This window comes from Nocardia sp. NPDC051990, from assembly GCF_040680755.1.
Classification (GTDB): Bacteria; Actinomycetota; Actinomycetes; order Mycobacteriales; family Mycobacteriaceae; genus Nocardia.
The window spans coordinates 1-18702 of sequence record NZ_JBFAXH010000019.1; the positions used below are offsets into that span (position 1 = coordinate 1).

At 65.2% G+C, this 18702-nt stretch carries 16 protein-coding genes and 2 pseudogenes; 8 read left to right on the forward strand and 10 right to left on the reverse strand.

The features are described from left to right. Positions 1-153: 153 nt before the first annotated feature. The 4 genes from AB0L63_RS26825 to AB0L63_RS26840 all read right to left on the reverse strand — a co-directional run bounded on the left by AB0L63_RS26825 (position 154) and on the right by AB0L63_RS26840 (position 3671). Positions 154-495 (reverse strand): hypothetical protein, encoded by a 342-nt coding sequence (locus AB0L63_RS26825; RefSeq protein WP_364505921.1) that lies wholly within the window; start codon positions 493-495, stop codon positions 154-156. Between the two features lie 416 nt (positions 496-911). Further along, positions 912-1190, reverse strand: a complete 279-nt coding sequence (locus tag AB0L63_RS26830; RefSeq protein WP_364505923.1) for a hypothetical protein — start codon at positions 1188-1190, stop codon at positions 912-914. Between the two features lie 658 nt (positions 1191-1848). Next, positions 1849-2673 (reverse strand): DEAD/DEAH box helicase, encoded by an 825-nt coding sequence (locus AB0L63_RS26835; RefSeq protein WP_364506220.1) that lies wholly within the window; start codon positions 2671-2673, stop codon positions 1849-1851. Between the two features lie 59 nt (positions 2674-2732). Further along, on the reverse strand, positions 2733-3671 hold the full coding sequence (locus AB0L63_RS26840) for an SDR family NAD(P)-dependent oxidoreductase (RefSeq protein WP_364505925.1): 939 nt from the start codon (positions 3669-3671) through the stop codon (positions 2733-2735). A 56-nt stretch (positions 3672-3727) separates the two neighbouring features. Here AB0L63_RS26840 and AB0L63_RS26845 point away from each other — a divergent pair, with 56 nt between their 5' ends. The 3 genes from AB0L63_RS26845 to AB0L63_RS26855 all read left to right on the forward strand — a co-directional run bounded on the left by AB0L63_RS26845 (position 3728) and on the right by AB0L63_RS26855 (position 8232). Further along, entirely contained in the window at positions 3728-4021 is a 294-nt protein-coding gene (locus AB0L63_RS26845) for a radical SAM protein (protein WP_364506223.1), read from the forward strand. A 596-nt stretch (positions 4022-4617) separates the two neighbouring features. Continuing rightward, on the forward strand, positions 4618-7344 hold the full coding sequence (locus AB0L63_RS26850) for an AAA family ATPase (protein WP_364505927.1): 2727 nt from the start codon (positions 4618-4620) through the stop codon (positions 7342-7344). Positions 7345-7482: 138 nt separating this feature from the next. Continuing rightward, positions 7483-8232 carry an SDR family oxidoreductase gene (locus AB0L63_RS26855; protein ID WP_364505929.1) on the forward strand — a complete coding sequence of 250 codons (750 nt, stop codon included), beginning with the start codon at positions 7483-7485 and terminating at the stop codon, positions 8230-8232. A gap of 62 nt (positions 8233-8294) precedes the next feature. Here the strand turns inward: AB0L63_RS26855 and AB0L63_RS26860 are convergent, their stop codons facing one another. The 3 genes and pseudogenes from AB0L63_RS26860 to AB0L63_RS26870 form a co-directional block, all read right to left on the reverse strand. After that, the gene (locus tag AB0L63_RS26860; protein WP_364505931.1) at positions 8295-8450 is read right to left on the reverse strand and encodes a hypothetical protein; all 156 of its coding nucleotides are present in this window, start codon (positions 8448-8450) and stop codon (positions 8295-8297) included. A gap of 44 nt (positions 8451-8494) precedes the next feature. Next, positions 8495-9277 (reverse strand): annotated as a pseudogene (locus tag AB0L63_RS26865) (heavy metal translocating P-type ATPase); the annotation flags it as partial. A 232-nt stretch (positions 9278-9509) separates the two neighbouring features. Then, a complete protein-coding gene (locus tag AB0L63_RS26870) occupies positions 9510-10460 on the reverse strand; it encodes a LysR family transcriptional regulator (protein ID WP_364505933.1) in 951 nt (316 codons plus the stop codon). Positions 10461-10547: 87 nt separating this feature from the next. On the opposite strand from AB0L63_RS26870, the gene AB0L63_RS26875 reads away from it, so the two are divergent. The 4 genes and pseudogenes from AB0L63_RS26875 (at position 10548) to AB0L63_RS26890 (ending at position 14670) form a co-directional block, all read left to right on the forward strand. Beyond that, entirely contained in the window at positions 10548-12074 is a 1527-nt protein-coding gene (locus AB0L63_RS26875; RefSeq protein ID WP_364505935.1) for a CoA-acylating methylmalonate-semialdehyde dehydrogenase, read from the forward strand. 12 nt (positions 12075-12086) lie between these two features. Continuing rightward, on the forward strand, positions 12087-13247 hold the full coding sequence (locus AB0L63_RS26880) for an iron-containing alcohol dehydrogenase (RefSeq protein WP_364505937.1): 1161 nt from the start codon (positions 12087-12089) through the stop codon (positions 13245-13247). A gap of 290 nt (positions 13248-13537) precedes the next feature. Then, positions 13538-13648: pseudogene (locus AB0L63_RS26885) on the forward strand (transposase); the annotation flags it as partial. A 221-nt stretch (positions 13649-13869) separates the two neighbouring features. After that, entirely contained in the window at positions 13870-14670 is an 801-nt protein-coding gene (locus AB0L63_RS26890) for a CPBP family intramembrane glutamic endopeptidase (RefSeq protein WP_364505939.1), read from the forward strand. A 47-nt stretch (positions 14671-14717) separates the two neighbouring features. Here the strand turns inward: AB0L63_RS26890 and AB0L63_RS26895 are convergent, their stop codons facing one another. After that, complete coding sequence (locus AB0L63_RS26895) at positions 14718-14939, reverse strand: tyrosine-type recombinase/integrase (RefSeq protein WP_364506226.1); 222 nt, start codon at positions 14937-14939, stop codon at positions 14718-14720. 954 nt (positions 14940-15893) lie between these two features. On the opposite strand from AB0L63_RS26895, the gene AB0L63_RS26900 reads away from it, so the two are divergent. Next, the gene (locus tag AB0L63_RS26900) at positions 15894-16349 is read left to right on the forward strand and encodes a 2'-5' RNA ligase family protein (protein ID WP_364506229.1); all 456 of its coding nucleotides are present in this window, start codon (positions 15894-15896) and stop codon (positions 16347-16349) included. Positions 16350-16456: 107 nt separating this feature from the next. Here the strand turns inward: AB0L63_RS26900 and AB0L63_RS26905 are convergent, their stop codons facing one another. Together AB0L63_RS26905 and AB0L63_RS26910 are read right to left on the reverse strand one after the other, a co-directional pair. Continuing rightward, a complete protein-coding gene (locus tag AB0L63_RS26905) occupies positions 16457-17020 on the reverse strand; it encodes a hypothetical protein (RefSeq protein ID WP_364505941.1) in 564 nt (187 codons plus the stop codon). 948 nt (positions 17021-17968) lie between these two features. Next, positions 17969-18589, reverse strand: a complete 621-nt coding sequence (locus tag AB0L63_RS26910; protein ID WP_364505943.1) for a hypothetical protein — start codon at positions 18587-18589, stop codon at positions 17969-17971. Between the last annotated feature and the right edge of the window lie 113 nt (positions 18590-18702).

Sequence of the window (18702 nt, forward strand, 5' to 3'; positions counted from 1 at the left end):
ATACCTGCGTCGAGTTCGAATCTGTCGATCAGATCGGTGAGTGGCACGCCGTCGATACGTGGGATGACCCGGTCACGTCGCATGATCGGGAGGATTCCGGCGAGGAGCCAGCGGCGTGGGCGGGGGAACTGGACTTGTCTGTCGAACTGGATCTTATTGATGGCCATGGTGAAATCCCGTCTCGCCGGTGGATCGGTACGTGGCCGCGGCTTCGTTCAGCTCGTCGATGAGGATGCGGGCGGGGTGGTAGCGGTGCGTGTATCGGTTGAAACCGAATTCACCATCCGGTTCGGCAAGTCTGGCCTCGACCTCATCGGACCATTCGGTGCGCGCGAACAGCGCCGAGTAATTCCCGGCCAGACGGGCGACCTCGCCGGATGGCCAATCCAGTTCCGGGGGTGGATCTTTCAGCAACCTCGTGATGGTTTGCACGGAACGGATGCGGGTGATGGTTGGAGCCGTGGTCGCGAGCAACTCGGCGAATCGGACCAGCACCGGTAGCGCATCGAAGTAGTGCCGAGGCCATGGTCCTGAGCCGTGCAAGGCGCTGAGACTGAGTGGGTGAATAAGAAGAGTGGTCTGGTCATCCGTATCGCCGGAAATCAGCCACTTGCCGGGATCACCGGCAGGGGCGCACGGCGCCCTTTCCATAAGAGAAGATCACTGCGCCAACATATACGGGTACCCACTCCACCTGCAATATCCGCTCGAACAGGTGCAGACCACCCTAGTGATTCGATCCGACTCGACAGGCCTTTGCTTTCGAACGAACGCACTCAACTCGGCATGTGCGCGCGCTCTGTAGCCGCGCGCCCAGCGGCATTACCGGATGTCTTGAGCCGCGGCGCGTTCCGCACTGCTCAGTCGCGCACCGAGCGGCAATCGCGGGACGTCCTGGACCCCGGAGGGTTTCACGCGTCCTCGGGAAGTCGTGGTTGCGCGTCGGGTGAAAGCCGTTCCCCGCCGGGAGGGTAGATCGGCTCCGGGCGAGTTCCGAACAAGTAGGCGCGGAAGGCTCGCAGGTACTCGTCGAGTTCCCGCTGATCGGCGAACATGGTTTCGGTCGGATCGAACCATTCGTCCGGTGTCGGGCGCCACGCGATCATGTAGTCGAGGGCTTCGCGCACCAGGCCCCCGTAGGTCGGATCCGTGGCGCAGGCGGCGCGCAGCGCCGGGGCGTAATGCCGCATTCCACGGCCCGCGCTCGGCGCGGTGCATATCCACCAACGGCCACAGCAGGCCATCGATATGCGGGATTTCGTCCCACCACGTGGTTTTCGTGCGCAGGGTCTCGCCGGCCCGCACTCGGCGGTGTGATGCTGTGACAGGCGGCGGGTAGTCGGAGGGCGCACCTCTTCGGTCGATGTCGCGAGTCGGCCCGGTTCCGAGGTTCACGGGTGGATACCACACGCCGCGCCACACCGGGACTCCGAGATGGCGGGGATTCACCGGCAGTGGCTCGGCCAGCGAGATGTCGACGGTAATTCGATGCACGGGTGGCAACAGTCCGTCGGGGACCAGATCCGCAACCATCGACAAGCAATCCCGCACATCGAAGCCGGTCACACCGACGCCCTGCCGGAACCGGGCGTCGGAGCACTCCTGCGGGTCGAATTCGATCCAGAACCGCCGCACCGTGGTCATCCGCGATTTCCTCCCACCGGCACCGATGTCGAACGCCGACCCCGATGATCCCAGAGCTGATCAGCGTCTACCACTCGATAATCGGCATGTGCGCGCGCTCTGTAACCGCGCGATAGGCGGCATTATCGTGCGTTTGTAGGCAAGTTTCGTACTGGCGCATGTCTTCCCCGGTCGCGAGGGTTAGAAGGCGCGGACATGCAGCAATCAGCGTTCGGAACGACATCCCCCGCCTCCCGCGCCCGCTGCTAGCCCGACGTCGACACCTTCAGCTGTCGGAGGCAGCGCGGCTGCCAGATGCGCCATGCGCCGGATCGAGAACCCCTGTCCACCATTACTACGCACACGTGAAACGCAGGGCAGCAACGGTTTTGACTCCGCGACAGCAGCGCCGCGCCGATGTTGCACCTCGTCGAGAATCAGCACAGCGTTCGCCAGCCGATGAAGCTTACGCACTTGGGAAGGCTTGCGGCCGAACAACGACTGGAACAACTGCACCGTCGTCGTCACCACGAACGACGCATCCCAATTCTCAGCCGCCAGCCGCCCCCACCTCTGCGCCTCGGTCAGCGGAGCGGGCACATCCCTGTCTGGTTCGAAGCGAACACTGGAATGATGCTCGAGCACCACCGGCTGTTCCTCGGTGTCGAATAACCCTCGATACACATCGGTGTTCTGTTCGGTGATCGTCACGAACGGCACAGCGATGACCACACGAGACTTCCCCCAAGCCCGCGCGTGCTGCAGCCCGAACGCACCTTGGGCGAAGGTCTTCCCCAACCCGGTCGGTGCGGCCAGACGAAACACCCCCGGATCACGTTCCGCGGCAGCGACTGCAGCGCTATACACCTCCGCGCGCAGAAGATCAGTAGAGGTCGATGCGCCCGCCAGGTTCGGTTTCCGTGTGATTCTCTCCAGCCGTCGCCTCTCGAATCTTCGTCGATGGACGCGCCGCCACCCTGGTCGCTGTTCAGGAGCCCGTGGCGGTCCTGTTCGTGGCGGAGCGTCGCCCGGTGGACGGGTTAGGATCATGAGCTGCACGGCATTTCGGGTCGTCGATCATGGTGATTCGGGCGGATCAGCAGCGGTGGTCATGGCCGGATCAGCGTAGCCGGACGCTCGAGCGGATCCACGCCGGTGAGGGCGGCACTGGCGGCCCAGAGCCCATCGGCGGCGTCGAGGTCGGTCATGTGTGCGTGGGGTGTTTCGCGGCGTGGTCGTCCGCGGAGACCGAAAACTCTTGGCCCCAACAATTGCCCACCGGTGATCTCGGTGTCGAGGACGGCTCGGACGATGCTTTCGGCCCCCGCGTGTTTGCCGTGCAGCACAACGCTTGCGGGTAGCCCGCGCAAGCGCTGGGCGCTGGTGCGGACGAACAATGGTGGCCGCGAGGGGGTCAGCGCGTCCAGGGCACCGCCGGGATGGACGACGATGCTGGTGGTATCGGCATCGCGTGCCCGCAGTCGGCGATCCAATTCGAAACCGAACAGCATCTGGGCCAGTTTCGATCGCCCGTAGCTGCGTTTGGACCGATAGTCGCGCTCTGACTGCAGATCGGCAAGATCCAGCAGTTCCGACCGCGCGGCGAAGCTTCCCACCGTGATCACCCGGCTGTGCGAGGCAGCCGTCAGCATCGGCAACATGTGCGCGACCAGCGCGAAGTGCCCGAGATGGTTTGTCGCGAACATCAATTCGTGCCCCCGAGCGTTCACGTAACGTTCGGGGCCCGACAGTAGTACTCCGGCATTGAGCACGACCGCATCCAGGCACTCGACGCCGAGGGCGTCCACTGTCGCAGGCAGCGAGGACAGATCCGCCAGATCCAAGCGCACCGACCGCAGTCGAGCGTCCGGAACCCGTGCTCGGATCGCGCGTATCGCAAGGTCGGCCTTGGCGGTGTCACGACAGCCAAGCACCACGGTGGCGCCAGTGGCCGCGAGTTGCTCCGCGACAAAATATCCGATACCCGCGCTGGCACCGGTAACCAGAATCGTTTTCCCCTCGGCTCGATAGCCGCTGCGCCATGTCATGTCGGCAACCCTGACACCGTACTCTTGCATCGCCCTCACATCCCACTTACCTCTACATCACCGAGGCGTGCCGACTTCGATGCGAGCACTGCTACATGGGCGAACGGCTGCACCGGGCGTTGAAGATGCCGCTGCCCAAGATCGTGGACACCCTCACCACGTGGCGTCGGCTGGGCGGGAGCAAATTGACCATTCTCGGTGGGGAGCCGACGCTCCATCCCCACTACTGCGAGGTGATCCGACTGAGCAAACAGCTCGGCTACGAGCACATCATCACCACGACGAACGCTCGGAAACCGGCACTTCGGCGCGTAGGCCACGACACATCCGGATCGAATCCGATGCGCTGAGGTTGGACTATCAGAGGTCGGCCGAACAGGCCCAGAATGTCGCCGATGAGCTGGCTCACGGATCACCGGAGGTCGTTGTCACGGTCGATGACAACGTGACCGAAGACCTTCCAACATTGCCGTGCTCGCGGTTGTGGGAGTGAAATTCGCTGTGACCGAACGGATTCCCCATATTCATGGTAAAGGACCTCACGTCACGAGCATTTGTGCCGAAACCACGCACCTGCGATCGAGGTCACGCCGTTGACTTCATCGCTGGTGGCGATCCTCTGGCCAAGTGATACTTCCACGAATGCAGGATATTGTTCCGCCGCTGCGGCAGACGCCAATACGGCGACCGCCGTGGCTTCACAGCCGTTCTCGAGTCTTCATGACGTCGAGCGGGAGTTTCACTGCGGCAGCCGTATTGGACACGATCCAGTCCGGCTCGAACACGCTCCCCGAGCGTACGTGAATCGCAGCAGCTCAGCGATGCCTGTCGGTGCCGTTGAGCCGGATGGCGTAGCCGCGACTTGCTCCAGGACGGTGCGGTCGAACGGTGCGGCCGATTCCTGTCAGACGTACCGGATGGCACCGGCCGGAATTATGCTGACGAAATGCTGGTGGGACGGGACGGCGAGCTGGCCGACATACACGTGCTGCTGGCCGATGCGATGGCGGGACACGGTCGGGTGCTAGCGATTCGCGGGGAGGCGGGGATCGGGAAATCGGCGCTGCTCCGGTACGCCGGTGAGGCCGCCGAGGGCATGCGGGTGTTGCGGGGTGTCGGAATCGAATCCGAGGCCGAATTGGGGTTCGGGGTGCTGCATATGCTGCTGAACCCTTTTGCCGATCGGATCGACGGACTGCCCGGCCCGCAGGCGGCGGCCCTGCTGACGGCGTTCGGGCAGGCGGAGGCGACGGAGGTCAATCGTTTCCTGGTCGGCGCCGCGACGTTGACGCTACTCGCGGAGCTGGCCGCCGAGACGCCGACGCTGCTGCTCGTGGACGATGCTCAGTGGATAGATCAAGGCTCCATGGACGCGCTCCTGTTCGCCGCGCGGCGGTTCGGCGAGGACTCTGTGGCGATGATTCTCGGTGTGCGCGAAACTGCCGTCCCCTTCCCGACTCCGGGCATCGCGAGCATGCGCTTGGCCGGACTGCCACGGGCAGCGGCCGAGGAGTTGCTCGATCGGTGCACGCCGGGACTCACCGTGCCGGGGCGCGAGCGGGTGCTGGCGGAATCGGACGGTAATCCGCTGGCGTTGCTGGAATTGGGCGGTTCGCGCCGCACCGCGGAAGCCACCGGGCGGGTCGATCCCGGCCATGAGGTCGGTCCGCTGGCGGCGACGTCCCGGGTGCAGGAGAGCTTCCGCGCACAGATCGCCGAGCTTCCCGCGGACACGAGAACTCTGCTGCTGATCGCCGCGGCCGACAGCGGCACCGAGATAGGCACGGTGCTCTGCGTCGCCGCCGGGTTCGGATTGTCGGGTGCGGATCTGGAGCCGGCGGAACACGCAGGACTGGTTACCGTGGAGACCGATCGGCTGGTGTTCCGGCATCCGCTCATCCGCGCCGCCGTCTACCGGAACGCGGCACACCATCAGCGGATCGCCGTGCACGAGCGCTTCGCCCGAGAGCTGACCGCCGACGCGGACGCCGACCGCCGCGCCTGGCACCTCGCGGCGGCAACCACGAAACCCGATGAGAGCGTGGCCGCCGCGCTCGAACAGACCGCGCGGCGCCAACAACGCCGTGGCGGGGCGATGGCCGTCTCGGCGGCTTACGATCGCGCCGGGCGGCTGAGCGTAGATCCGGCGCGCAAAGCGCACCGCATTCTGCTGGCCGCGCGCGCCGCCTACGATGCCGGTAAACCGGACCGGGCGACCCGCCTCGCCGCCGAGGCCGCAGCGCTTACCGATGACCTCGGAATCATCGCCGACGCAACGCATATCAGAGCCCAGGTCGAGTATGAACGCACCTCGCCCGCCGCCGATGCCGAGCTCAGCCTGCGGGCCGCTGCGCTGATCGCGGACACTGATCCTGAACACGCGGTGTTCATCCTGGCCGAGGCGGTCTGCTGCGCGCGTGACGCGGCGGACCGCGCGCTGCTGTTGCGGGGCACCGAGCTGCTGAACTCCATCCGGTTGCCGGAGGATTCGCCGCTGCGCCCGCATCTGGCTGCCCAGATCGCCTGGGCCGACCTGCTCGGCGGTAAGCCCGCACCGGCCGTGGCGGTCATGGCAGCGCAAATCCTTGCGGCACAGGGGGATGCGGTGGACGACCTGCACAAAGTGGTCGCCGCATTCAGTGGATTGATGCTGGCCGACGACGCGGCCACCGCCACGATCATGAGCGAGATGATCGCGGGCTCCCGTGCGATCGGTGAGCTGCACTGGATTCCGTACGCGCTCGAACTGGCCGCACTCGCGCATGGGTTCTCCGGCGCTTTCGGTGAAGCGAGATCTGCTGCGGCCGAGGGTATTACGCTTAGCGAGGAGATCGGCATGCCGATCGAGGCGGGCGCGCTGCGAGCGATCGAGGTGTGGCTGGCCGCGGTGAGCGGGGACAGGCCGGGATGTCGTGCGCTGGCGGGAGAGATCCTGCCGGAATTGTCTGCGACCCACCGGACGCATGCTGCGCTCACTGACTGGGGAGTCGCGATCGCGGATCTGGCCGCGGGCGATTTCGAGGCCGCACTCGACCGGCTCGACAGCGTCTGCACCGGTCCCGCCGCGTACGACTTCCTGATTCGCGCGGTACCCGATCACATCGAGGCGGCCGTGCGCGGCGGTCGCCGCGAGCGGGCGGACTATCACCTCGTTGCCTTCGAACAATGGGCCGAGAGTGTCGGAACCCCCTTGCCGGCGGCGCTGTCCCTGCGTTGCGGAGCCCTGCTGGCGACCGGCGAGGACGCCGAGAGCCTCTACTCGGCCGCGCTGGCACAGCACGACAAACACGGCGGCCCTTACGACCGTGCGCGCACCCAGTTGGTCTACGGCGAGTGGCTGCGCCGCCGCCGAAGACGCGCCGATGCACGCATCCAGCTCGTCGAGGCTCTCGACACCTTCGAGCAGCTCGGCGCGCGGGCCTGGGTGGGCCGGGTGCACACCGAGCTCGCCGCACTCGGAGATCAGCCGACGGCACCACGCCGCACCGATCCGCTGGCGCAGCTGACCCCACAGGAAACTCAGGTGGTCCGACTGGCAGCCGCCGGATACAGCAATAAGGAAATCGGCGCCCGGCTCTTCCTCAGCCCGCGCACCATCGGCCACCACCTCTACAACGCCTACCCCAAGCTGGGTATCGCCCGCCGAGCCGACCTCGCACAGTTCCGGATATAAGCCCGAACTACGCACGGGTGACTTATCCGACCCCGGTCACCGCCCTCAGACGCCGGTAAGTCGACGGATTCGGCCGCAAGTACCGCGCCATTAGCGTCATTCGTGTCAGGAATTCACCGCACACGGAACGAGACCCTCATGCTCCTCGACAACAAAACCGCCGTCATCTACGGCGCAGCCGGTTCCATCGGTTCCGCTATTGCCGCAGGCTTCGCGTCCGAAGGCGCGAACTGCTTCCTGGTCGGCCGTACCGCCGCTACCTTGGACGCCGTCGCCGACAAGATCCGCGCGGACGGCGGTCGCGCCGAAACCGCCGTGGTCGACGTCCTGGATGCCGCCGTGGTGAACGATCACGCCGCCGCCATTGTCGAAAAAGCCGGCAGCCTCGATATTTCGGTAAACGTCATCTCCCAGGAGGCGATGTTCGGTCCGCTCGCCGACCTCCCGGTCTCCGCCTTCGCGAGCTCAATGTCCCGATTGGTCACCTCCCAGCTGAACACCACGCAGGCCGCCGCCAGGCATATGGTCACGCAAGAATCCGGCGTCATCCTCTTCTTCGGCGGCTCGGATTACGCCAGCAGAATGCCCGGCCTCGGCACTGTCCAGATCGGCAGCGACACGATCGAAGCGCTGCGCCGCCAGTGGGCCTGCGAGCTCGGCCCGCACAATATCCGCGTGCTCACGCTGCGCACCGGCGGCATCCCCGAGAGCCTCCCCGACATCCCGCAGACCGAACCAGCCAAGCAGGGCATGATCGACGCCACTCTTTTGAAGCGCGCCGCCACCCTCGCCGATGTCGGCTATGTCGCCTCCTTCGCCGCCTCCGAACGGGCCCGATCGATCACCGACGCCCAGATCGATATCTCCTGCGGAGCCTACGCGGACTGACCCGAGGGCGTGGGCCGGCCAGGTGCTACGCCTGCTCAGCACAAACGTCGGGAGCGGTGTTGTCAGGAGAGGAAGCGCTGTAGTTCCGCGGTGACGAACTCGGGCTTCTCCTCGACGAGCCAATGTCCTGCAAGCGGCACGTCGACCGCACGCACGATGTTGGTTATGCGCGGGGAGACGGTGGCTCGGACCGCGTCGAGTTGCCCCTGGGCAGTCATGAGCAAGGTCGGGACATGTGTCGCTGCTGCTGCGGTGTCTCGGACACGGAGTAGCGCTGTTCGACCTTCTCGATGAACAGCTGCGTCTTGGCCTTGGTCTGGCTGGCCTCCTCGACCAAGGCGGCGACGCGCGCCACCACCGAATCGGCGGCGCGGCGATCCACCCGCAACCGCAACACACCGGTGCCGTTGGTCGTTCCGGCGAACACCTCGTCGCCGATGGTCTTGTTCACCGGCAGCGGCTCGCCGGTGATGGTGGCCTGATCGACCTCGCTGCCGCCGCCGATCACCGTGGCATCGGCGGGGATCCGCTCACCGGGACGCACTATAAGCAGGTCTGCGACCTCGAGGTCGGCCGCCGCCACCGTCTGCTCCCCACCGTCGGCGTCGACGCGGGTCGCGGTCTCTGGCGCAAGATCCAGAAGCCCTCGCACCGAGTCCTCGGTGCGGGCGGTGGCGAGGGCTTCTAAGGCGCCGGAGGTGGCGAAGATGACGATCAGCAGCGCACCGTCGGTGATCTGCCCGATCGCCGCCGCGCCGATCGTCGCGACCACCATCAGCAGATCCACATCCAGGGTCTTCTCCCGCAGCGCGCGCAACCCGGCCAGGCCGGGCTCCCAGCCACCAGCCCCGTAGCAGGCCAGATACAGCGCCCACCACGCCCAGACCGGGGCACCGGCCAGCTGAGCGACCAGGCCGAGCAAAAACAGGCCCAATGCCAGTGCAGCCCAACGCATCTCGGGTAGGGCGAACAACCTCGTGCGGCGCACCGGCACCCGGGCGGACACGGGGCTCAGGCGGGCGGATGTGAGGGTCGGCGCGACCATGGTTCACCTCCAGGCTGCGCGAGTATGGGACACGGTCGGGCTACCACAGCCAGGCCACACCGCTGCAGCTGCAGCGCCGTCCGCACGCTCATCGGATACTCCTTCATGACCGCAGCCAGATCATCGTGTTCGTGTGATGCGCATGGCAAAACGCAGTCCGATAGTCGTGCGGACGAGTGCGCGTCGCAATGCCCAGATCTGCATGGGTTGTAGCAAAAATGCACGCTCCGAGTTAGCGCTCGCTGCTACGGCGCCGCCGGGGCACGACCGTTTCGGGGTCGCGGCGGTCCCGTTTCGGCACGGTGAAGTAATGGTCGGCGGCGACCACGTCGCGCAGGAACTCCACGACCGCCGTCACCCGCCCCAGACGTGCCAGATCGCGCGGCACGACCAGCCAGTATGTGCGGCGGACCGCGAACCCGTCATCGAGCACCACCCGCAGCGAACTGTCCGCGTCGCCGATATACGTCGGCAGGGGCACGATTCCGAGTCCACTGCGGGCCGCGAGCCAGTGGCCGGTGATGTTGTTCGTCTGGATCGCAACGTGCTGTTCGTGCGGCAGTGCGCTCAGGAAACGCAGCGGGGCGACATCGAGCAACGCGTCGACATACGAGATCAGTGTGTGCGCCCGCAGGTCCCGCAGATCACGCAGCGGAGCGGCGGTGGCGAGGTAGGCGTCGGCGGCGTATAGCCGCAGATCGTAGGAGGCCAGTTCCGACGAGCGCAGGTAGCGTGGCGAGGGCCGTTCCAGCGTGACCGCCACGTCGAAATGGCGCGCCGAAATAGAGCCGTGCTCGGTGGCAGTGACCAATTCGACGTCGAGTTGGGGATGCCGGCGCCGCAGATCTACCAAGTGCGGCGTAATGACGAACGCGCCGAACCCATCCGGCGCGACGATCCGCACGGTGCCGGTCAACCCGCCGAGCGCCGCATCGTGCGACTCGAACGCCGCGATCACCGCCGCCTCAACCGCCTCCGCGCGGGGCAGCAGCCGCGCGCCGGCCTCGGTGAGCCGCCACCCGTGGGGTGCCCGGTCGAACAAGCGGTACCCGAACGATTTCTCCAGCGCGGTGATGCGCCGGCCCACCGTCGTGTGGTCGACGCCGAGTACCCGCGCCGCCTCGTTGAGCCGCCCCGACCTGGCGACCTGGAGAAAGAACCGCAGACTGTCCGCCGTCGCCATGCGTCACATGCTACTTGTGCAAATCTGCACCGCAACGTGCACGTTTGGCTGTTGACCCGTGCATAGATGACGAAACAACATGCCTACATGACTCAAGCAGTTCCTGGCTCGACGACAACCATTCGGCATTGGCTCAACGGAAAGGAGTTCGTGGGCACCGGCGGCGGCACCGCACCCGTCACCAATCCGGCCACCGGCGCGGTCACCGGCCACGTGGCGCTCGCCGACGCCGTCGATGCCCGCACGGTGATCGACGCCGCCCGCGCCGCCTTTCCGGGCTGGCGCGACACCTCGCTTGCCAAGCGCGTCGATGTGCTGTTCCGATTCCGGGAGCTGCTCAACGCCCGCAAGCATGAGCTTGCCGAGATCATCACCGCCGAACACGGCAAGGTGCTCCCGGACGCCGTCGGTGAGATCTCCCGCGGTCAGGATGTCGTCGAATTCGCCTGCGGCATACCACATCTGCTCAAGGGCGGGTTCACCGAGAACGCCTCGACCAAGGTGGACGTGTTCTCACTGCGGCAGCCGCTGGGACCGGTCGCGATCATCTCCCCGTTCAACTTCCCTGCCATGGTGCCCATGTGGTTCTTCCCCGTCGCCATCGCGGCTGGCAACACTGTCGTGCTCAAGCCCAGTGAGAAAGATCCGACGGCCTCGATCTGGCTGGCACGGCTGTGGAGCGAAGCGGGACTGCCCGACGGTGTCTTCAACGTGCTCCAGGGCGACAAGGTCGCGGTGGACACACTGCTCGACAGCCGCAACATCAAGGCCGTCAGCTTCGTCGGCTCCACCCCCATCGCCCAGTACGTGTACGAGCGCGGCACCGCCACCGGCAAGCGTGTGCAGGCGCTCGGCGGCGCGAAAAACCACGCAGTCGTCCTGCCCGACGCTGATCTGGACCTGGCCGCCGACGCTATGGTCAATGCGGGATTCGGCTCCGCTGGGGAACGCTGCATGGCCATCTCCGCACTGATCGCCGTCGGCGATATCGCCGATGAGCTGATCGCCAAGATCGTTGAGCGCACCCGGACGCTGAAAACCGGCGACGGAACCTGCGGGACCGATATGGGGCCGCTGGTCACCAAGGCCCACCGCGATCGCGTCACCTCCTACGTCGACGCCGGCGCGGCCGCGGGCGCGACCGTCGTCGTGGACGGCCGCGATGTCGAACCCCACGGGGAGGCAGCCGATCTCACCGATGGCTTCTGGCTGGGCCCGACCCTCCTCGACCACGTCACCCCCGAGATGACCGTCTACACCGACGAGATCTTCGGGCCTGTCCTGTCGGTTGTGCGCGTGGATACCTACGACGAAGCCCTCGATCTGATCAACGCCAATCCCTACGGCAACGGCACCGCCATCTTCACCAACGATGGCGGCGCGGCCCGGCGCTTCCAGAACGAGGTCGAGGTGGGCATGGTCGGCATCAATGTCCCCATCCCGGTGCCCATGGCCTACTACAGCTTCGGCGGCTGGAAGAACAGCCTCTTCGGCGACACCCACGCGCACGGCACCGAAGGCGTGCACTTCTTCACCCGCGCCAAAGTGGTCACCGAACGCTGGCTCGACCCCAGCCACGGCGGCATCAACCTCGGCTTCCCACAGAACATCTGAGCGAGCACAGCGATGACGACACGTATTCAACTACCGCGGTTCGCGCGTATCGGCGCGGGCGCGGTCACCGAGCTCGGCGACGTGGTCACCGAGCTCGGCGTCACGCGCCCGATGCTCGTGACCGACCGCTATCTGACCGAGAGCGGCCACACCGAGCGGCTGGTGAAGATTCTCCGCACCGCCGGGCAGGAACCCGCGGTCTTCGACGACACCGTGCCGGACCCGACCACCGACTCCCTGCGCCCCGCCCTGGACGCCATCCGCGAGCACGCCGCGGACGCGGTGATCGGTTTCGGCGGCGGCAGCCCGATGGATGCCGCCAAGGCACTGGCCGTGCTGGCGGTCAACGGCGGTGACGTCGCCTCCTACAAGGCTCCCAGCTCGTTCTCCGGACCCGCGCTGCCGGTGATCGCGGTGCCGACCACAGCTGGAAGCGGCTCGGAGGCAACGCAGTTCACCGTCATCACCGACAGCGTCACCGACGAGAAGATGCTGTGTCCGGGCCTGGCGTTCCTGCCGGTGGCAGCCGTGGTCGACTTCGAGCTGACCACGTCCATGCCGCCGCGCCTGACCGCTGACACCGGAGTGGACGCACTGACCCACGCGATCGAAGCGTATGTGAGCCGCCGCAGCAACGGTTTCAGCGATGCTCTGGCGCTGGCGGCCATGCGCACCATCGCCGCACACCTGCGCCGCGCCTACGTCGACGGCGCGGATCCGCAGGCGCGCGAGGCGATGATGTTGGCATCCATGCAAGCCGGTATGGCGTTCTCGAATGCGAGTGTGGCCCTGGTGCACGGTATGAGCCGCCCAATCGGGGGGCACTTCCACATCGCTCATGGGCTGTCGAACGCCATGTTGCTGCCCGAAGTGACCCGGTTCTCGGTCGACGCGGCCCTGGACCGCTACGCCGACTGCGCCCGCGCCATGCGCATCGTCCCGGAATCCGCGCCGGACGTTGTCGCAGCCACCGCCCTGGTCGACGAACTCGATCAGCTCTGCAACGACGTCGCCGTACCGACACCCCGTGCCTACGGCATCGACGCCGACGACTGGAACACCCGCCTGGAACTCATGGCCGAACAGGCCCTCGCCTCCGGCTCCCCTACCAACAACCCCCGCACACCCACCGCCGACGAGATCATCGAGATCTACTGCCGGATCTACGCCTGACCGCGCAGATGAACCGATCCATTGCGTCCTAGCCTCGACCAATCATGCCGATTGAGACATTGATGGTCCAGAAATGACGAAAGGTGCTCTGAGCTGCGATGATTCGACTTGATGGGGGTCGAATAGGGCAGTGTAAGGAGCACCTTTCTGGTGAAGGAGTCTACGTCGTGGTACCCATCGCTGAAAATTGACGGGGACGGGGCTGGGGTGGTCTCGCAAGCCGGCGCGGTCGCGATGCTGCGGATCGAGGCGAGGGTGGGGCTGGATCAGGCGTACATCGCCAAACGCACGCGTTCGCCGCATTGTGCGCCGCCAATCCCATCCCCGCCAGCAGCGGCAAAACCCACCGCCACCGACTCAACCCGTACGGCGATCGCCACGCCAACGCCGCCCTGCACATGCACCACCGATGGACTGCCCAAACGCGAGATCATCCGCTGCCTCGAGCGCTGATCACCCGCCAGGTCCACAACGCATCATGACCGACCTCGATCATCCCCACGACCCCACCCCCCAGGCAAGCTGAGCAACCGGTGCTCAACAGTCGATAGGCGGCAGTAGCGGATGTAGCGGCGACGCCCTAGGGGCCGGCGGCGATTTAGTTGTACGGCAAGATGGTGCGATGGGTTATGAGCTCGATTCCGGGCGGCGTCCACTGCTGTTCCTGGCGTTGGTCACCGCGATGTCGTTGCCGTTTTTCGGCTTGGGAGCGGTCCTCGACAGTGTGCGGGTGGGCGCGCTGGGGTTGCCTGCAAGCGCGGTGATGTTCCTGGTGCCGGTGCTCGCGGCGGTGCTCCTCGTGTACCGCGACGAGGGTAGGACGGCGGTGTGGGCGTTGCTGCGGCGTGCGTTCGACTATTCGGCCGCGCCCCACAAGGTGTGGTACCTGGCGGCGGCAGGGTTGCCGGTGGCCGCCGCAGTAGCGGCCCACTGGATCGTCTCCGGGTTCGATGAGGCCGACGGGGGTGTTCCGATTGCCTTGGCGGCGTTGCCTTTCGTGGTGATCGCAACGTGGTTCTCGGCGACCTGTGAGGAGCTGGGGTGGACTGGCTATGCGACCGATCCTCTGCAACAGCGCTGGGGTCCGGCGTGGACGGGCATCGTTCTCGGAATATATTGGGCGGCATGGCATCTGGTGCCACTTGCCCAGGTCGGGCACGAGTTCTGGTGGATCGCCGGGTGGTTCGCCGGAACCGTAGCCGGGCGAGTGCTGATTGTCTGGCTGCACAACGTGACCGGCCACAGCATCCTGGCTGCGATTCTGTTTCACGCCATGCTCAATGTGACCGCCGTGGCAACACCGGATTACGACGAGCCGATCGTCCTGATTATCGGCGGAGCGCTCCTGACCCTGGCCGCGACGGTGGCCGCCTGCAGTTGGCGAACCGGACGGCACAACCACCTGAGTCTACCCAGGCTGTAGACCAGCCGATCGCGCTCAATTCGGCAATGTAGTGCACGGTTGAGATGTCATGTGCCGGAGGCCATGTAGGCGGCCAGAATGTAGTTCGGGTGCCGGTCGAGATTCGTTCGCGCTCGATCATGGCGCATGGTCGTGCGCGGGTCGGCATGACGGGCGGCGATCTGTACCTCTCGCAGACCGACTCCCGCGTCGAGCATGGTGGTCACGAACGTGGGCCGCAGCATATGCGGGTGCATCCGCGGCAACCGCATCCCAGTTTTCTGTGCCAGCTTCGGTTAGGCGACGGGTTGCGCAGTGGCGGTCCACTCGTCGACTGCGAGTGTTCAACAGAATTGGACCGCCGGCGCGATCACCGCACGATCGGTCGATTACCGGGCCCACTGCTGGCGGTAGCGGCACCAGAACGAGCTTGGCGCCCTTGCCGACAACTCGCAGGACTCGATGCCCGTGTTCTTCGCCCAGATCGTCAATGTCGGATCCGCAGGCTTCGAAGATCCGCAATCCCAGCAACCCGAGCATCGCCACCAACGCGAAATCACTGGCATAGGCCGAGTCCCGCGCCACCGTGAGCAGCGCCTCGAACTACAGATGCGAAAGCCCCAACGTCGCAGACTCATCGGCAACCCGTGGTCGACGCACGTACTCCGCGGGTGAGTGCTCCAGAACACCGATCGATGACACAGGTGCGATAAAATCCGATAAGCACGGCAGTGCGGCGAGCGACGGTGGAGGGTTTGAACCAGCGGGTCTCCTACATCCACCGCACATACCGTTCCACCTCTGGCCGCACCATGGCCAGTGGCGTGAGCTGACGCTCGGTACACCATCGGAAATACAGGCGCAGGTCCGCGGTTCAGTGGACCCGGGAGTTCCCTGTGTAGCGGGCGAGGTAGGCCGCGCAGGCCAGCCGCAGCACGAGATCGTCACCAGCGAAGGCAACGTCGATATCGGTCGAGGTACCCATGCTCCACGATGACTGCGATCGGCGAGCTATTCACCACCTGATCGCGGCAGAAGTGGATGCTCGAAACGCCGTTGCAGACTTCTCTCCCTACGATCCGACTATGCGAAATCTATTCGACCCAAGCGTTCTCCAATGGCCACGACTGCGCGATTCGCTACACGTCTACGTCCTGCCCGCTCCAGAGTTCGCAAGCGTCGTGCAGCCAGCGGTCGACACGATCGCGAGGTTCGGATTCTGCGCCCCGGTGGCAACCCCCTGGATGCATGCCACAGTCACCCGAATTCCCTGGTGGCGAACTGAGGTCGACGACCGAACACTTGCAGAGTTCGGTTATGCCCTCGGCGCAATGGCCGCGAGAGCCGCACCCTTCGCGGTCCCGATGGCCGGTCCGGTTGCCGATGACACCACCATCGGTATGGAGGCACCATCGAGCATTCGGTGGCAGCGACTGCTCGATGACACACGCACCGCCGTCGAGCAGGTCTTCGGAACCGCTCGCGCTCTCCCGCCGCCTCCCACCAGGCCCCATGTGTCATTAGGCTACGGCGTCGCCGACGAGAACTCGAGGCAGCTGTTGCAGGACCTTCAGCGCGTGCAGATCTCCATCGAACTCGCTGTCGGGGCAGTGCATTTCGTTGCTGTACACCAGGACCCAGGCGCGGGGACTTTCACCTGGGACCTCATCTCATCGCACCGTCTGATTACTGAAAGTTGAGATCACGCAGTTGATCTTCAGGCCGCACGTTCATCGGCAGTTGCGGACGTTCCTAACCGCGCGCCCAGCGGCACTATCGTGCATTGTCCTCGGGGCCACCCGGCCCGTTATTTCAACGGTTGCGCCTTGGGCGATCGGATCAGATAGATTGCCCCATAGTAGACGTCGTCGTTCGCGATGTCGTCGTCGCTTCGCATGTATCGGACGAATGCCGAATCGACCGGAATGTCGACAACACTTCGAGGATCGAAGGGGAATCGGTAGTCCTCTTCGCGATCCGACCACTGGCTGTAACTGCCCGCGGGCAGAAGATAGAGGCCGGGCGGTTGGTTCCGATGCAGATGGTTGCGCAGAAAGTCGATCCCGGCGCGTAGTGACTTCGGTGAGGGCAGCGCGTCCGTTTCCTCCAACGGAAGGATCAGGCTGGCGGCGACGCCCAGCCGATTTGTCCAGTCGACACCTTTACAGAGTGCGTCAAAGGCGCTCGCGCTGCTCCTGAGTAAGCGGGCGGGGTCCCGCAAGCTCTCGTCACTGAAGCCGAATTCATCGATATGCCGGGAGAACAGTTGCTGGTCTGCTGCGACGGAAACCTCTGCAGCCCACTGCCTGATCGCGTCCAGATCAAGATCTACCAACAAGCCACCGTCCGCACCGTCCACGTGCTGGATCATGCCATGGACCGCAGCAGTGACCTAGCCGGTTTCGATGCCGCCCATGCGCCTGCCAGACCGGAGTGAAACACGTTACAGCGAAGGGTAACTCGCCGCGCGGATACAGACTCGCTCGCTAGCCGTGTGCGGATGACTCCCGCGGGAACCACTACATAATCGGGATGGGCGGAGTGCACGAGCATGCGCCGCATGAACTCGCGCATGATCGAACCCGGGCTCAGAGCGACGCAATATCCTCGGTAAATGCCGCGGCAGCGAGTGAACTCCAACGCGGATACATCCGTGCACGATTGCGGCTGCTGACCACAGAGCAGGGCGGACTCCAGACCCCGATCCGCTCCGGCTATCGAGCGCACTGGGCTTCCCATCAGACATCCATCCAGACAGCCACGACGCCCCCTTGACACTCAAAGGAAACAGAACCCTCGCGCTCGGTGAAGAAGCGATGGTGCGACTCCATCTGGTCAGACCTGATCTCTGGCCATCGATCACGCCCGGTCTGCGGCTATCGATGCTCGAGGGTGCCAGACTCGTCGGCCTAGCCGAGGTCGTGGAGGTAGTCACACCGGTGGCATGACAGGCGCGCTCATCGGCATGAGGGTGCATCAAAGCGGGCAGCCGCAAGCATACGGCTACTTCATAGCAACTGGACGACCATGCGCAACCCGGACTTGACGGTCTATGGGACCATCGGTGAAGAAGACGCATACTTCGAACGCATGAATCAACGCGGCTGTGTCAACTTCGGTTGAATCGTGGATCTGGCACGTTTTGCGTGATTGACCATCATCCGCGCCCGCAGCCCGCCCTCACCTACCAACTGCAACCCGTCCCGGCGGGCCTCCACGGCCCACCGACGGATCTGCTCATCCATCGTCAAAACAGGCTGCTCGGACTTCTCATCAGTCACAACTGCATCTATCGTCCTCAGGAGTTACACCGGAGAACTTACATACCCGGGATTCGAGCCGGCAGAGTCACACCCAGCGCGGCGATGGCGTCTTCGACCGTTCCGTCGTCGGGTGGGTCACCGTCAACGGTCCACTCGATGGTGATGTCGTAGCGGTTCGACCACTCGCGGGCGTAGTCGAGGACTCCGTTCACGACGTCTTGAAGGTCGGGGTTGCCGGAGTCGTCGATACCGACGCTTTCGCCGCGCAACTCGTATTTACAGGACCACCAGATCCAGTCCGGGTCCTCATCATCGACGAAGCGGTTCAGCGAGGCGATGATGACGCGGGGGCGCTTCGCGGTGACTTGTGGCGGTGACGACTCGCGGCGATGGCGTAGCGCTGCGAAAAGAGCGAGTGCGGCGACGACCACCAGCCACACCGTTACTCCCGGTACTGCGAGGACGACCGTTCCCCACAACATGATGAACGGCCCGTAATACGCCACGCGGGCCCAGTATCCGCAGGGACCCACATCTTCGGGGATGGTCGCACATTCGGGGTGGCCGATCGCCGCGAAAGCCAGGGTCGCGAGCATCGAAACCGCAACGGCCACACCGAGTAACATCGCCAGGCTTACGACCGCCAGGCTTACTTTGGAGCGGGAGAGGACTGCCATGCGCTCAGACCCTAATCGGTCAGCAGTGTGTCCAGGCGTAACAGCACATCGCGGCGCAACTGCTCAGCCAAGTCGTCGCCGGAGACCATGCACCCAGTCCGGTCGATGACGTC